The following is a 15577-nucleotide window of genomic DNA, read 5'->3' as shown; positions in this document are numbered from 1 at the left end:
GGACTGGCGGGGGAAAAGAGCGGGTCCGGCGCAGTGGCCGGCCGCACAGTTTACCATTGGTCATCGTCCAGCTCGACCTTTTCCCTGTTCATGTCCCAGTTTCCTGCCGCCACCCGCCTCCGATTCGTCCTGGTCGGTACCCAGCACCCCGGCAACATGGGCGCCGCCGCCCGCGCCCTGAAGACCATGGGCCTGGCCCGCCTGGTGCTGGTTGCCCCCGAAAAGCCACTGGACGAGGAGGCCTTCCGCCGCTCGGCCGGTGCCGAAGACGTACTCGGTGACGCCCCGGTGGTGGCCACCCTGGCCGAAGCCGTGGCCGACTGCCGCTTGGTGCTGGGCTGCACTGCACGTGCCCGCCGCGTCCAGCTGGAGGAATACCTGCCCGCCGATGCCGCTGCCCGCGCGGTGGCCAAGGCCGGCGAGGGCGCCGAGGTGGCGCTGGTGTTCGGCCGTGAGCGCACCGGCCTGACCAACGAGGAACTGCAGCTCTGCCATGCAGCGGTGCACATCCCGTCCGACCCTGAGTTCAGCTCGCTCAACCTGGCTGCCGCCGTGCAGGTGCTGGCCTATGAAACGCGCATGCAGCTGCTGGGCGCGCAGCCGGCCACCGATGCCGAGCCCGGCTTCCGCGAACAGGCGGCCAGCCACGAGCAGATGGAGAGCTTCTTCGCCCAGCTTGGCGACACGCTGGACGAGATCGATTTCCACAAGGGCCGCGCCCCGGAATCGGCGATGCGCAAGCTGCGCCGCCTGTTCCTGCGCAGTGAGCCGAGCGAGCAGGAAGTGCGCCTGCTGCGCGGCATCCTCGCCGACACCCAGCGCATGGCGCGACTGGCCCAGGCAGGCGGCAAGGACAGCTGACGACGTTCTCATTTTTTCGGGTAGTCTGTCCGGATACCCAGGGGGGATGAAGCCTGTGTCGGGTCTGCGAAAGGCAATGCAGGGGGGACTGCTGAGCCTGGCCATGGTCCTGCTGGCCGGGACGGTGCGTGCAGCACCGGACCCGGTGCTGGTGTTGGGCCGGATCAGCGATGATCCCAAGGCCCATTACGAGCAGCTGCAACCATTGCTGGACTACGTGGTGGCGCGCATGCACGACGTTGGCATCAAGGAGGGGAGGATCCTGATGGCACGCGACCCGCAGCAGATGGCCAGCTATCTGCGGCGGGGCAGGGTCGACTGGGTCACGGAAACCTCCGGTACGGCGGTGGCGCTGGGCCAGCGCAGTGGCGCCCGTCCACTGCTGCTGACCGAGCGCAACGGCGTGCGGGATTACCAGACGGTGTTCTTCGTGCGCCGCGACAGCCCGATCCAGCGCGTGCAGGATCTGCGGGGCCATCGCCTGGCCCTGCAGAACACGGCGTCCACCAGTGCCTATCTGGTGCCGGTGATGACGTTGCTGCAGGAGGGCCTGTCGCCCCAGATCCTGGCCGGAGCATGGGACATGCCGGGCCGGGACAGTGTGGGTTACGTATTTGCACGCAGCGAGCTGAACATCGCGACGTTCGTGCACAAGGGGGTGGTTGACGTGGGGGCGGTGAGCAGCGTGGACTGGAACGACGAGCGGCGGATGCCGGCAGCGTTCCGGCGCGACTTCCGCGAGCTGCTGCGCACCGAGCCCTACCCGCGTGCGGTGGAGATGGTCCGCGCCGACCTTGATCCACGCGTGCGCGATCGCCTGCAGGAAGTACTGCTGCAGGCAGCCAGCGACCCGCAGGCACAGGGGGCGCTGCATCGGTTTTTTGGCACTTCCGGATTCCACCGCGTCGATGCGCATGCGCAGCAGCGGTTGGATGAATTGAAACAAGGATTGACGCGCGTGCGGATGGAAGTGGAATGAAGTGGCTTGGCTCGGGGATGCAGGCCCGGTTCCTGCTCGCGATGGGCGGGGCGATGGTCGTGGTGATCGCGATCCTTGCGGTGTTGTTGGGTCGGCAGGCCGCGATGCAGGGCGAGGTGCGCAACCTCAGCGGCGGCGTCATCCATGAATTGTTCGACCGCAGCGTGCGCAGCCGCGGCGAGGCGATGGCGCGTGAGCTGTCCGACGCGCTGGCCAACCCGTTGTACTACCGTGACCTGGACCAGGTGGGCGTACTGGTGCGCAGTACCGCGCGCCAGCCCGTGGTGCGCTATGTACTGGTGTTCGATGAACGCGGCCGGCTGGTACACGATGGCTCGGTCGAGGTGTCTGGATTCGGTCAGCCGATGGCCGATCCACTGGCACCCAAGGCCGCGGCCGCGCAGATGCTGGTCGTGCAGGAATCGCCGAAGGTGCTCGACAACGCCATGCCGATCATGATCGGCAACCAGCGCATTGGCGGCGTCCGGGTCGGCATGGCGCTGGATGAGGTGCAGCAGCGCGAGCAGGCGGCCAACGCCACCCTGGGCGAGCGCCTGCAGCAGGTTGGCAGCCGTCACCTGGGCTGGCTGCTGCTGATGCTGGGCCTGCTGGTGGTGATCGGCGTGGTGGTGATCCTGTACGTGCAGCGCACCCTGGTCGCGCCGATCCGTGATCTTGCCGTCGCCGCCCGCCGCATCGAGGCCGGTGACTACCAGACACCCCTGGCCGAGAACACCCGCGACGACGAGGTCGGCGAACTGGTCCGCGGTTTCGCCCGGATGCGCGATGCGATCGCACGCCATGACCGCGAAGTGCGGCGTATGGCCTATACCGACGCGCTGACCGGGCTGACCAACCGGCTGGCATTCCGCGAAGCGCTGGACCATCGGCTGATGGCGGCGCGTGCCGCCAATCACCGGTTGGGCCTGCTGTTCGCCGACATCGACGATTTCAAGCGGGTCAACGACACGCTTGGCCATGAGGCCGGTGACGAGGCGTTGCTGCAGTTCGCACAGCGCATCGGCCGCGCCGTTGCGGAGGCAGGCGGCGACGAGGCCCTGCTGGCCCGCTTCGGCGGTGACGAGTTCGTGATCCTGGTGGGCGACGGTGATGTGGCCGCCAACGCGCGGCTGCTGGCCGAAGTGCTGGTGCGCGAGCTGGGCAGGCCGCTGGTGGTGCAGGGCAGGGAGCTGTTCCTGGGCACCTCGATCGGCGTGACCCTGTTCCCCGACGATGCGGCCGATGCGACCACCCTGTTGAAAAACGGCGACATCGCCATGTACCAGGCGAAGATGGCCGGCAAGAACTGCTATCGCTACTACAGCCGGGCGATGGACCACGCGGTCGAACGTCGCGTGCATATGGAACAGGAGCTGCGCGGCGCCTGGGAGCGAGGCGAACTGCGCCTGGCCTACCAGCCGATCTTCCGCATGCGCGACCGCCGCATGGTCGGCGTCGAAGTGCTGCTGCGCTGGCAGCATCCGACCCTGGGCACGATACCGCCATCGGTGTTCATCGAGGTGGCCGAGCAGAGCGGCCTGATCGAGATCATCGGCCCGAAAGTACTGCGTGCGGCCTGCATGGAGGCCTCGCAATGGCCACGTGGCGTGGCAGGCGACGACCTGTTCGTATCGGTCAACGTGTCACCGCGGCAGCTGCGCGGCGGCGAACTGCCGGCGCTGGTCGCGCAATGCCTGCATGAGTCCGGGCTGCCAGCGTCGCGCCTGCATCTGGAGCTGACCGAGACCGCGGTGATCGGTGACGAGATGGTCGCCGCGCAGCTGCTGGACAAGCTGCACCGCACCGGCGTGAAGGTCTGGCTGGATGATTTCGGGACCGGCTTCTCCGGGCTCAGTCATCTGCGCCAGGTGCCGGTGGACGGCGTGAAGATCGACAAGAGCTTCGTGGCCGACATGCAGCGTGATCCCGACGACCTCGCATTGACCACGGCGATCATCGCCATGGCCCACGCGCTGGGCATCACGGTGGTGGCCGAGGGCATCGAGCAGCAGGCGCAGTTCGAACTGCTGGCGCAGCGCGGCTGCGATCTGGGGCAGGGCTACTGGCTGAGCCACCCGGTCACCGCCACCGAAGTGGTGCGGATGATCGAATCGGGCGTTTGACCGATTGACGTTGTGCCGGGGGTCATCCCTTTTCCGCAGGAAAAGGGATGACCCCCGCTACGGAATTACACCGGGCGCTTGCTCGGGTCGCCGGGCAGTTCGCGTACCAGCTTCGGGACCAGATAGCCGGACAGGCGCGCGGTCAACCCGGCAATCAATGCCTTGGCCCGGGTGTCGTCCACTTCGAAGTGGGCCACACCTTCGACCCGGTCCAGCTGGTGCAAGTAGTAGGGCAGCACGCCGGCGGCGAAGCTGCGCTCGCTCAGGTCCTGCAGGGCCTGCACGCTGTCGTTGACCCCGCGCAGCAATACCGCCTGGTTCAGCAGCTGGGCGCCGATGCCGCGCAGGCGGGCCATCGCCGCGTCCACGCTGGCATCGAATTCATTGGCATGGTTGGCGTGGACCACGACCGCCAGCGGCCACGGCAGGCTGCCCAGCCAGGAGACCAGTTCATCGTCCACGCGCTCGGGCAGCACGATCGGCAGCCGGGTATGGATGCGCAGGCGGCGGATATGCGGGATCGCGCGCAGGGCGTCGGTCAGCTCGACCAGCTTGTGCGTGGCCAGCGACAGCGGGTCACCGCCGGACAGGATCACCTCGTCGATGTCCGGGTCGGCGGCGATGGCGGCTACGGCTTCCTGCCAGCCACCCTTGGCGGCGTTCTCCGCGCCATAGTCGAAGTGGCGGCGGAAGCAGTAGCGGCAGTTGATCGCACAGCTGCCCGTCGCCACCAGCAGGGCGCGGCCACGGTACTTCTGGATCACGCCGGTGGCCTTCTTGGCCGCACCATCACCCACCGCATCGAAGCTGAACCCGGGCGCCGGGCGCATTTCCTCGTCGATCGGCAGCACCTGCCGCAGCAGCGGATCGGCCGGATCGCCCTTGCGCATGCGGGCCACGAACCCCTCCGGCACGCGCAGCGCGAACTGGGCCATGGCCGCTTCGGAGACGCCCAGTGCCGCCGGGTCCAGCTGCAGCCGGGCCAGCAGCGCCTGCGGGTCGCGCAGTGCCTGGCGCCAGAGCTGCTGCCAGCGCGCGGGCGCGCCTGGCGACTGGGGCCGGGGGAAGGCGGAAAGCTGCATGGAGAGGGGGCCTGCGGTTATCATGGGGGCAGAAAAACAGTCGCCCACCGGCACCCGGTGGGCTTTCCATTCTAACGGCTCGCCGCACCCGCGGCGTTTTTGCCACTCAGGAGTTTACGCATGGCCAGCTACGGCATGAACGACGTCAAGAACGGGATGAAGATCCTGGTCAACAACCAACCGGCCGTCATCATCGACACCGAATACGTCAAGCCGGGCAAGGGCCAGGCCTTCACCCGCGTGAAGTACCGCCTGATCAAGGACGGCCGTACCCAGGAAGTGACCATGAAGTCGACCGACTCGCTGGATGCAGCCGACGTCGTCGATACCGACATGAACTTCATGTACAGCGACGGCGAGTACTGGCACTTCATGGACCCGGAATCCTTCGAGCAGGTCCAGGCCACCAAGGCCGGCATGGGCGGCGCCGAGAAGTGGCTGAAGGGCGAGGAGTCCTGCGTGGTCACCCTGTGGAACGGTGAGCCGATCTTCGTGCAGCCGCCGAACTTCGTCGAGCTGAAGATCACCGAAACCGATCCGGGCGTCCGTGGCGACACCTCGGGCGGCGGCGGCAAGCCGGCCACCCTGGAAACCGGCGCCGTGGTCCGCGTGCCGCTGTTCGTGAACCAGGACGAAGTGATCCGCGTCGACACCCGTTCGGGCGAATACTCCGCACGCGTCAAGTAATCCGGCGCAGCCGGATTACGGTAGTGCCGGCCGCTGGCCGGATACGCGCCATCGCATTCGCGCTGGCGCTCCCATGATCTGCTTCGGCAGATCATGGGCCCCCGCTTCACGGGTCTCCAGACCCCGCCGCTTCGCGGCAGCCCCTGACTCAGGGGCGTGTCCCCAGAAGTATCTCGCCGCCCCCCAGCCAGTGAGCCCGCATGAGCGATAGCCCGCACCTCCCCGAAGCCTGCGACCTGCTCATCGAAGCCGGTTACGTCGTTCCGATCGAGCCGCATGCGGTGGTGCTGGAAGACCATGCCGTTGCCGTGCGTGGCAGCGAGATCGTGGCCATCCTGCCGCGTGCCGAGGCGCGCGCACGGTTCCGCGCCACCCAGGTGGTCAGCCGCCCCGAGGCGGCGCTGATGCCGGGCCTGGTCAATGCGCACACGCACAACCCGATGACCCTGCTGCGCGGCGTCGCCGACGACCTGCCGCTGATGACCTGGCTGCAGCAGCACATCTGGCCGGTGGAAGCGGCGGTGATCGGCCCCGAATTCGTCGCCGACGGCACCACCCTGGCCATCGCCGAGATGCTGCGCGGCGGCACCACCTGCGCCAACGAGAACTACTTCTTCGGCGATGTGCAGGCCGCCGTCTACAAGAAGCATGGTTTCCGCGCGCTGGTCGGCGCGGTCATCATCGATTTCCCCACCGCCTGGGCCAAGACCGACGACGAGTACTTCGCCAAGGCCGGTGAACTGCATGACCAGTGGCGCACCGATCCGCTGATCGGCACCGCGTTCGCGCCGCATGCGCCGTATACGGTCAACGATGCCAACTTCGAGCGGGTGCGGATGCTGTCCGACCAGCTCGACATGCAGGTGCACCTGCACACCCACGAGACCGCGCAGGAGATCAACGATTCGATCAAGCTGCACGGCCAGCGCCCGCTGGCGCGGCTGGATCGCCTCGGCCTGGTCAACGACCGCCTGATCGCGGTGCACATGACCCAGCTGACCGATGCGGAAATCCACCTGTGCGCCGAGCGTGGCGTCAGCGTGGTGCATTGCCCGGAATCGAACCTGAAGCTCGCCTCCGGTTTCTGTCCGGCCTGCGCCCTGCAGCGCGCCGGCGTGAACCTGGCGATCGGCACCGACGGCTGCGCCAGCAACAACGACCTGGACATGTTCAGCGAGAACCGCACTGCGGCGATCCTGGCCAAGGCCGTGGCCGATGACGCCACCGCGCTGGACGCGGCGACCACGCTGCGCGCGTCCACCCTGGGCGGTGCCCGCGCGCTGGGCTTCGGTGAGCGCATCGGTTCGATCGAAGTCGGCAAGCAGGCCGACCTGGTCTGCGTTGACCTGTCCGCACTGGAAACCCAGCCGCTGCACAACGTGCTGTCGCAGCTGGTGTACGCCACCGGCCGCCAGCAGGTCAGCGACGTCTGGATCGCCGGCAAGCCGAAGCTGGTGCAGCGCGAGCTGGTCGGCATGGACCTGCCGGGCATCATCGCCAACGCGCGCCAGTGGCGCGATCGCATCCGTCATATCCGCGCCTGAACCCCGGCGCCGCAAGGACTCCCTCATGACTGCCCCCCACGCTTCCTCCAATTTCGATCAGGCCGAGCTGGACAAGTTCGCCGCGCTGGCCAACCGCTGGTGGGACGCTGACGGCCCGCAGAAGCCGCTGCATGCGCTGAACCCGGTGCGCCTGCAGTACGTGGCCGATCGCGTGCCGCTGCGCGGTGCGCGCGTGCTCGACATCGGTTGTGGTGGCGGCCTGTTGAGTGAAGCGCTGGCCCAGGCCGGTGCTGACGTCACCGCCATCGACCTGGCCCCGGAACTGGTCAAGGTCGCGCGCCTGCATGCGCTGGAAAGCGGCGCCAAGGTCGATTACCGGGTGCAGGCTGCCGAAGATCTGGCCGCCGAGCAGCCGGGCAGCTTCGATGTGGTCACCTGCATGGAAATGCTCGAGCACGTGCCCGACCCGGGCGCGATCATCGAGGCCTGCAAGCGCCTGCTGAAGCCGGGCGGCCACCTGTTCCTGTCGACCATCAACCGCACCGCCGCCGCCTTCGCGGTGGCGATCGTCGGCGCCGAGTACGTGGCGCGGCTGCTGCCCAAGGGCACGCACCACTACCAGGAATTCATCAAGCCTGCCGAGCTGGCGCGCTGGCTGCGCGAGGCCGACATGCAGCTGGTGGATGTCAGCGGCATGGCCTACGAGCCGTGGCGCAACCAGGCCCGCCTGAGCAGCCGTACCGACATCAACTACCTGGCCTACGCGGTCAAGCCGGCATGACCGCGGCCCGCTTCCCGCGCGCGGTGCTGTTCGATCTGGACGGCACCCTGCTGGACAGCGCGCCGGACTTCGTCGCCACCTGCGACGCGATGCTGGCCGAGCGTGGACGCGCACCCATCGATCCGGCCGCGCTGCGCCCGGTGGTGTCGAAGGGCTCGCGGGCGATGGTCTCGGCTGCGTTCCCGGAACTGGACGTTGCCGCACGTGACGCGCTGATCCCGGAATTCCTGCAGCGCTACGAAGCATTGATCGGCCAGCACGCAGTGCTGTTTGATGGCGTGGCCGGCATGCTCGCCGCGTTGGACGATGCCGGTACGGTGTGGGGCATTGTCACCAACAAGCCTGAATATCTGGCGCGCTTGATCCTGCCGCAGCACGGCTGGCAGCAGCGCTGTGCGGTACTGGTGGGTGGTGACAGCCTGGCCGAACGCAAGCCGCATCCGCTGCCGTTGCTGCACGCCGCGCAGGCGATCGGCATTGCCGCCGAAGACTGCGTGTACGTGGGTGACGACGAGCGCGACATCATCGCCGCGCGTGCCGCGGCCATGCCGTCGGTGGCGGCGCTGTGGGGCTATCGCCTGCACAGCGACGATCCGCTGGCCTGGCAGGCCGACGTGCTGGTCGAGAACGCCGCACTTCTGCAACTGGCCAGTCTCTGGCCGACCCGGCCGGCAGCCCCGGCCCAGCCGTAAGGAATCACGTAGTGAGCAGTACCGCGCTGGACAGTTTCCTCGACAAGTGGCGCAGCCGTTGGCCGGAATGGTCGGTGGCCGCCCCGTTCGTGGCCGAATCGCAACGCGAGCTTGCGGTGGCGTGGTTCGCGCTGCTGCAGGAATTCGACGACATGCTCAACACCAGCGGCGACCCGTTGCCGGCCGACGCCAAGCTGGCATGGTGGGGCGAGGAGCTGCGCAGCTGGGCCGCGCATCGTTCGCGCCATCCGCTGGGCCGCCTGCTGGAGCCGGTGCGTGCGCCGTGGGCGCAGCTGGCCGAAGCGCTGCCCGATCTGGTTGAAGCGCGTACCGTCGCGCTGGATGCAGCCGGTGCCGAGCGTGCGCTGGCCCATTACGCTGAAGCGGTGGCTGCGGTGGAGGCAGCCCTGTTCGCGGACAAGCCGCGCACTGGCGCCGGTCGTGCGGTGCAGCTGCAGACCCTGGCCCAGCGCCTGCAGGATGCCGGCGTAGCCGGTGTGCCGCGCAGCCTGCTGGATGGTGATGCCAGCACGGCCGCACAGCGCTGGGCGCAGCATCTGTTGAAGGGCTGGGGCACGCGCGTGCCCGGCCCGCGCCCACGCCGTGTGTGGTCCAGCCTGGCGCGTGCACGCGTTGCCGCGCAGGCGGCAGGCAAGCCGATCGAAGCCACGCCGGTACGCACCCTGCTGCGTGTGTGGTGGGCTGCGCGCGGCTGATCGATTGCCGTGGTAGTGCCGGCCGCTGGCCGACAGCCAGGGCGATGCAGGATTCATGGGGTTGCCGGCCAGCGGCCGGCGCTACCCTTCCAGGGCGCCTCAGAACGTCCTGACCTCGTTCATTGCTTCGCGCAGTACGTCGCGCTGCAGCGGCGTAGTGCCCGGTGCGCGCGCCGCTTCCACGGCATCGACGATGCCCATCCACGCCATGTAGATCTGCTCGCGCTCTTCGGTTTCGATGAAGCCGCTGCGGCGGTCCAGTGCGTTGAAGCCTTCGGTGTAGTTGCGGCCGATCTGCGCCAGCGCTGCGGTCAGTTCTGCAGCAGCGCGGTCATCGGTGGCCAGCTTCAATGCATCCGTATAGGCTTTGCGATACAGCGTGGTTGCCTTCTTCGCCTGCGCAGTGCTGATGTGCGTGCTTCCCTCCCAGTCGCGGAAGGGGTTGTCGAGATTTGCGGCCAGCCATTCGGGCTTGCGCAGCTGGCCCACATCCAGATCCAGGCCTTTTGCCACCTCGCCCTTGTAGGCCTTCCTGATGGCGGTGCCAAGATCGGCCGGTAAGCTGTGCAGCCACAGCCGGCACAAGCGCGGCCAGCATTCCGGTGCCGGAAACACCGAACCAGCAGGCGGAAAGAGATCGCTGCCGCTGAGGGTGTGCAGCTGCTGCAGATCGCCGAGGCACTGCAGCTGATGCAGCAGGCAGGGGGCGCCGTTGATCGCGAGTGATTGCAGTTGCGGGAACTGCTGGGCGATGCGTGCGGCGTCGAGTTCGCGTACCTCCCGCAGCTGCAGCTCACCGAGCTGCGCCAGGCCCAGGCCTGGCAGCAGCGGATCGGTACTGATGAGGGTCAGCCAGCGGCCTTCGTCCTCGGCGTGGATGATCAGCGCGGGATCGATGCTGCCGATCAGCGTCAGGCGATCCAGCTGCGGGTTGAGGTGGAGCGAGCGCAGGCCGGTGACATCGATCGTCATCTGCAGGAGCCTGGTTTCTCGCACATCGACGTCGGTCTCCTGCAGGCCACTGATCTGCAAGGTATGGATCAACGGCCGTGTACGCAGCCACGGCAGCAGGCCCGGCACCGGTGTGCTGATCTCCAGCTGCGTGAGCAGCGGCAGGGCATCGAATACAGCCAGTGACGGCGCACGGTTCAGGGTCGCGCTGTCCAGTTGGCGGGTACAGCGACGCACCGGAAAGGCATCGCTTTCCAGTACCACGCTCTGGTCTTGCGGCGCGGACATCGCGGCGTGGAAGGCGCGCACGGCATCGGTATCCAGCGCATCCCACTTGCGTTGCCCGACCCATTCGGCGCCATCCGGCCAGCTGCCGTAAGCCCTCGGATGATCGGCGATCAGCGGCTCGCGCCAGCCCACCTGCCGGAAATCGCGCGGGACGCGCTTGCCTACCCAGCGGTGCAGGATCGCGGGCGCCGCACGGAACGGGCTGAAGCGGGCAGGTTGCATGGCTGCAACGGCGGCGGCATCCGGCAGGGCACTGCCCACCCAGTCCAGTGCAAGGACGGCGAAGCTGCCGTCCTCCGTATTCTGGTGGGTGAGCTGGTAGGCCACGTAGGCGTCCAGGCGTGCGTTGTGGACGACGTGGATATCACCCGTAGCGGGCATGCAACGTTCCTTGTTTCCATGCGTCGAAACATCACGGTAGCGCCGGCCGCCGGCCGGCATCCAGATTCGCCGCGAAGATCATGGGGTTGCCGGCCAGCGGCCGGCACGACCGTTATTTGCGTTCCAGCACCAGCAGCGGATCGATACGGGTATCGAACCAGTTCATGCCCCAGTGCAGGTGCGGGCCGGTGGCACGACCGGTGGCGCCGACCGCAGCGATCACCTGGCCCTGTTCCACACGGTCGCCAACTTTTACGTCGATGCGCGACAGGTGCAGGAAGTTGGAGCTGACACCGAAACCGTGGTCGAGCAGCAGCGTGCCGCCGGTCAGGTACAGGTCGGGGCCGGCGAAGGTGACGATGCCGGCCGCCGGCGCCTTCACCGGCGTGCCGGTCGGTACCGCGATGTCCATGCCGGAATGACCTGCGCCGGGCTGTCCGTTGTACACGCGTGCGTTGCCGAAGCGGCCGCTGATGCGGCCCTGCACCGGCCAGATGAAGGTCTGGGTGAAGTCGGTGCGATCGTCATCGCGGGCACGCGCGGCGGTCACCTGTGCCTGTTCGCGCTTGATCCGCTCGGCAATCGCCGGCGGCGGGTTGACCGTCTTCGGCGGCACGCCGTTGACCCGCTCGGTGGGCCAGTCGCGCGGGGTCACCGCAATGGTCGCGGTCTCGCTGCCACCATCAGGGCGTTGCACCTGCACGCGCAGCGGACCCTTCTCGTCGCGGCCGATGCCGAACACCACGCTGCCATAGCCGCTCACCCGCAGTTGGCGGCCGGCGTACTGCACGCGGCTGCCGGCGGGTACCTTGCCGATCACCAGTGCGCCCTGCGATGCGCTGGCCGGGAACACCACGCGGCTGTCGATCAGGCTGCCGATGCCGTCCTGTGCCTGCGCCGACGGTGCGGTGAACAGGGGCGCGGCCACCAGCAGCGCCCCGATCAGAAGTGCGGAGCGCATCAGCGGTCGTAGGTCATGCGCTGGCCGGCCGGCTCGCCCACCAGTTTGCTGCCGTCCCACACCAGTTGGCCATTGACCCAGGTGGAGGCCACGCGCGAGCGGAAGGTCGTGCCTTCAAACGGCGACCAGCCGCACTTGGACAGCACGTCCTCGCGCTTGACCGTGAACGGCACGTCCTCGACCAGCACCAGGTCGGCGAAGTAACCCTCGCGCAGGAAGCCACGTTCTTCCACGTCGAACAGCTGTGCCGGCGCATGCGCGAACTTCTGCACCACCTGCTCGCGGGTCAGCTTGCCTTCGTGCACGCGTTCCAGCGCGGCCACCAGCGCGTACTGCACCAGCGGCAGGCCCGACGGCGCCTGTGCGTAGGGCTTCTGCTTCTCTTCCCAGGTGTGCGGCGCGTGGTCGGTGGCCAGCACGTCCAGCACGTCATCGGCCAGCGCGGCGGTGATCGCCTCGCGGTCGGACACTTCCTTGATGGCCGGGTTGCACTTGATCAGGTTGCCCTTGGTCGCATAGTCCGGACGCGCGAAGTGCAGGAAGTGCACGCAGGTTTCGGCGGTGATCTGCTTGCGGCTGCCGTCGGCGCGGATCAGCGGGCCCTTCTCGAACAGCGCCAGCTCATCGGCGGTGGAGATGTGCAGCACATGCAGGCGGGTGCCGTGCTTGCGCGCCAGCGACATCGCCAGGCGGGTCGACTTGATGCAGGCCTCGCGCGAGCGGATGTCCGGATGCATGTCCGGGGTCAGCGCGTCGCCGTATTTCTCCTGGAAGGCCTTCAGGTTGGCGTCGATCATCGGCGTGTCTTCGCAGTGCGTGATGATCGGCGTCGGGCATTCGCGGAAGATCGCGTCCAGTGTTTCCGGATTGTCCACCAGCATGTTGCCGGTGGAGGCGCCCATGAACACCTTCACGCCCGGGGCCTTCTTCGGGTCCAGCGCACGGATGGCATCCAGGTTGTCATTGCTGGCGCCGTGGTAGAAGCCGTAGTTGGCCCAGGCGCGGCCGCGCGCGAGCTCGTATTTGGCTTCCAGGATGGTCGAATCCAGCGTCGGCGGATTGGTGTTGGGCATGTCCATGAAGCTGGTCAGGCCACCGGCCACCGCAGCCGCCGATTCGCTGGCGATGTCCCCCTTGTGGGTCAGGCCCGGTTCGCGGAAGTGCACCTGGTCGTCGATCATGCCCGGAAGCAACCAGCGTCCGGCTGCGTCCACCACCTGCTCGCCGTCGCGCGGCGCCAGCCCGTTGCCGATCTGCGCGATGCGGCCGTTCTCGATGCGCAGGTCGCCGTCGAAGGTGCGGCCTTCGTTGACCATGCGGGCGTTGGTGATGAGGGTGGAGGACATGTCAGTGTTTTCCTGTGCAACGGCAAGAGGGGGCGTTGGGAGACTCGGGCACGGGGTCGAAGCCGCCTGGATGGAACGGGTGGCAACGGCCCAGCCGGCGCGCAGCCAGCCAGCTTCCGCGCAGCGGGCCGTGCCGCGAGATGGCGTCCATCGCGTATTCAGAACAGCTCGGCACGAAACGGCAGCGTGGCCCCAGCAGGGGGCTGATGAAGCGCTTGTAGAAGCGCAGCAGGGCAATGAGCAGGCGCGAGATCACCCAGTCATCTTATGCCAGTTGGCATGAAGGCCGCATTTGTGCAGGATGGGCCGTTGGTCGCATGTCGCCGATGGCCTGCGACCGGTACCAGCGCCTTCGGGTGCTGGCCAGGTTCCGTACCGCGCAAGGCGGTCCGTGTTCGTCGGACTGCCTCCAAGGGCGCCTTGACTCCAGGACTGAATGGAGCAGGGGGTCGAGGTTGCTGCTGCGGGTCGGGTAGGCTATAAAGGCCCGCTTTCCCGGGCCCCGGGGAATCCAAGGAAGAGCGTTTCGTGGCTGCTAAAAAAACTGCAAAGAAGGCCGCAACGGCCGCCAAGAAAACCGCCAAGCCTGTTGTGAAGAAGTTGGCGGCAAAGCCCGTTGCCAGGAAACCGGCCAGCAAGCCGGCGACCAAGGCAGCGTCCTCGCAACCGGCGGCCAGGAAGGCCACCGCAAAGAAAACGCCGGTCAAGGCAACCAAGCCGGTGGCGAAGAAGGCTGCTGCGCCCGCCAAGGCCAAGCCTGCCGCTGCCAGCAAGAAGGCGCCGGTGGTGAAGAAAGCCGCCAGCAAGGCCGCGCCGGTGAAGAAGGCCGCCGCCAAGGCGGTGGCGAAGAAGGCAGCAGCCAAGCCGGCGCCGAAGGCGGTGGTGAAGAAGGCTGCGGCCAAGCCGGTCGCCAAACCTGCAGCGAAGAAGGTTGCTGCGGCTAAACCGGTGGCCACGCCTGCCGCTGTAAAGAAAGTCACCAAGAATGTTGCCGCGCCGGCCGCAAAGCCGACCCCGGCCCCCGTAGTGAAGTCCGCACCGAAGCCTGCCCCCAAGCCGGCTCCGGCCAAGCCTGTCCCGGCCAAGACCGTGGCAGTGGCAGCAGCCCAACCGGCCCCCAAGCCGGCCCCGGCCGCCGCTCCTGCTGCTTCGAAGGCCCCGCAATCCAAGAATCCCGTGCCCGTTTCGAAATCGCCTGCCAAAACCGCCGTGAAATCCGATTCCGCCCCGAAGACCGTGTCGCGCCCTGTCGGCAAGGTTGCCGTGGCCGTCGCCGCCCGCTCGGCGGCACCGGCCCCGCGCAGCAAGTACAAGGTGGTCGAGTACAAGACCGACGAGGCCACCGGCCGCCCGATCCTGCCGGCTGGCTACAAGCCGTCCTCGGAAGAGGAATACATGAGCCCGCTGCAGCAGGAATACTTCCGTCAGCGCCTGCAGAACTGGCGCGCGGACCTGGTGGAAGAGTCCAAGCAGACAATCGAGAACCTGCGCGAGGAAGTGCGTGACATCGGCGACGAAGCCGAGCGCGCGACCCGCGAGACCGAGAACTCGCTGGAACTGCGTACCCGTGACCGCTACCGCAAGCTGATCGGCAAGATCGACAGCACCCTGAAGCGCCTGGAAGCGGGCGACTATGGTTACTGCGTCGACACCGGCGAAGAAATCGGCCTGGAGCGCCTGGAAGCGCGCCTGACCGCCGAACGCACCATCGACGCCCAGGAGCGCTGGGAGCACCTGCAGAAGCAGCAGGGCGACTGATTCCTGATCGTTGTCTGGTCATGCGAAAAACCCGGCCTCGGCCGGGTTTTTTGTTGGGTGTGATTGGCTGTTTAGAACGGCGCCTTCCGGGTATAGGAGGGAGCCTGTGTGCGCGGTCGCTGTAAAGCCTAGCCCATGCCCGGCTCGGGTCGAAGGCGCGGGCAAAGAAGAGCAAAAGCAAAAGCAGCCAAGCATGGCTTGGCTCCACCAAGGGCGGTCATGCGTGCGCTCGCGGCTGTTGGGTCCGCCTTGTAGCGAGCCGAGCACCGCAGGGGAATCAGGGGCGAAGAGGCGCCGCTGTTTGAGCGCAGCGAGTTCGGCGCCGTCCCCTGATTCACCGAGGAGCACAGGGCACCGGTGCGCAGCGCCGGCTCGCGGATGGCGGCGCGCTTCTTTTGGTTACTTTTCTTTTCGCGCGAAAAGAAAAGTGACACCCCACCGCGGTCACGGAAAGAGCCCGCCGGGC

At 67.5% G+C, this 15577-nt stretch carries 14 protein-coding genes; 9 read left to right on the top strand and 5 right to left on the bottom strand.

From position 1 onward, the window contains the following. The first annotated feature begins 90 nt into the window (after positions 1-90). From ACZK13_RS14415 to ACZK13_RS14405, 3 genes are all read left to right on the top strand, one after another. Entirely contained in the window at positions 91-861 is a 771-nt protein-coding gene (locus ACZK13_RS14415) for an RNA methyltransferase (protein ID WP_049423915.1), read from the top strand. A 76-nt stretch (positions 862-937) separates the two neighbouring features. Continuing rightward, positions 938-1840 (top strand): phosphate/phosphite/phosphonate ABC transporter substrate-binding protein, encoded by a 903-nt coding sequence (locus ACZK13_RS14410; RefSeq protein ID WP_032952775.1) that lies wholly within the window; start codon positions 938-940, stop codon positions 1838-1840. Continuing rightward, positions 1837-3963: a putative bifunctional diguanylate cyclase/phosphodiesterase gene (locus tag ACZK13_RS14405; protein ID WP_478481847.1), complete on the top strand. Its 2127-nt coding sequence runs from the start codon at positions 1837-1839 to the stop codon at positions 3961-3963. Before ACZK13_RS14410 ends, ACZK13_RS14405 begins: the two co-directional genes overlap by 4 nt. Before the next feature lie 65 nt (positions 3964-4028). Here ACZK13_RS14405 and epmB read toward each other — a convergent pair whose 3' ends face one another. Further along, positions 4029-5045 carry an EF-P beta-lysylation protein EpmB gene (epmB, locus tag ACZK13_RS14400; RefSeq protein ID WP_172711787.1) on the bottom strand — a complete coding sequence of 339 codons (1017 nt, stop codon included), beginning with the start codon at positions 5043-5045 and terminating at the stop codon, positions 4029-4031. A gap of 120 nt (positions 5046-5165) precedes the next feature. Here epmB and efp point away from each other — a divergent pair, with 120 nt between their 5' ends. The 5 genes from efp to ACZK13_RS14375 all read left to right on the top strand — a co-directional run bounded on the left by efp (position 5166) and on the right by ACZK13_RS14375 (position 9426). Beyond that, positions 5166-5732 (top strand): elongation factor P, encoded by a 567-nt coding sequence (gene efp, locus ACZK13_RS14395; RefSeq protein WP_005410381.1) that lies wholly within the window; start codon positions 5166-5168, stop codon positions 5730-5732. 200 nt (positions 5733-5932) lie between these two features. Next, a complete protein-coding gene (locus ACZK13_RS14390) occupies positions 5933-7276 on the top strand; it encodes a TRZ/ATZ family hydrolase (RefSeq protein ID WP_478481845.1) in 1344 nt (447 codons plus the stop codon). A gap of 25 nt (positions 7277-7301) precedes the next feature. After that, positions 7302-8018, top strand: a complete 717-nt coding sequence (ubiG, locus tag ACZK13_RS14385; RefSeq protein WP_049401248.1) for a bifunctional 2-polyprenyl-6-hydroxyphenol methylase/3-demethylubiquinol 3-O-methyltransferase UbiG — start codon at positions 7302-7304, stop codon at positions 8016-8018. Further along, positions 8015-8710: a phosphoglycolate phosphatase gene (locus tag ACZK13_RS14380; RefSeq protein WP_125895510.1), complete on the top strand. Its 696-nt coding sequence runs from the start codon at positions 8015-8017 to the stop codon at positions 8708-8710. The genes ubiG and ACZK13_RS14380 overlap by 4 nt, the downstream gene beginning before the upstream one ends. Positions 8711-8721: 11 nt before the next feature. Next, on the top strand, positions 8722-9426 hold the full coding sequence (locus ACZK13_RS14375; RefSeq protein ID WP_253143606.1) for a squalene/phytoene synthase family protein: 705 nt from the start codon (positions 8722-8724) through the stop codon (positions 9424-9426). 99 nt (positions 9427-9525) lie between these two features. Here the strand turns inward: ACZK13_RS14375 and ACZK13_RS14370 are convergent, their stop codons facing one another. The 4 genes from ACZK13_RS14370 to yidD form a co-directional block, all read right to left on the bottom strand. After that, positions 9526-11046: a hypothetical protein gene (locus ACZK13_RS14370; protein ID WP_253143605.1), complete on the bottom strand. Its 1521-nt coding sequence runs from the start codon at positions 11044-11046 to the stop codon at positions 9526-9528. 112 nt (positions 11047-11158) lie between these two features. Next, positions 11159-12007 carry a M23 family metallopeptidase gene (locus ACZK13_RS14365; protein WP_180866268.1) on the bottom strand — a complete coding sequence of 283 codons (849 nt, stop codon included), beginning with the start codon at positions 12005-12007 and terminating at the stop codon, positions 11159-11161. Beyond that, positions 12007-13353, bottom strand: a complete 1347-nt coding sequence (locus ACZK13_RS14360; RefSeq protein WP_010486624.1) for a dihydroorotase — start codon at positions 13351-13353, stop codon at positions 12007-12009. Before ACZK13_RS14360 ends, ACZK13_RS14365 begins: the two co-directional genes overlap by 1 nt. A gap of 1 nt (position 13354) precedes the next feature. Further along, positions 13355-13609: a membrane protein insertion efficiency factor YidD gene (yidD, locus tag ACZK13_RS14355; RefSeq protein ID WP_014037867.1), complete on the bottom strand. Its 255-nt coding sequence runs from the start codon at positions 13607-13609 to the stop codon at positions 13355-13357. Between the two features lie 272 nt (positions 13610-13881). Here yidD and dksA point away from each other — a divergent pair, with 272 nt between their 5' ends. After that, on the top strand, positions 13882-15111 hold the full coding sequence (dksA, locus tag ACZK13_RS14350) for an RNA polymerase-binding protein DksA (protein WP_478444865.1): 1230 nt from the start codon (positions 13882-13884) through the stop codon (positions 15109-15111). The last annotated feature ends 466 nt before the right edge of the window (positions 15112-15577 follow it).

The organism is Stenotrophomonas sp. 99219_Sma, from assembly GCF_056480785.1.
This window is presented reverse-complemented; position numbering and strand designations above follow the sequence as displayed.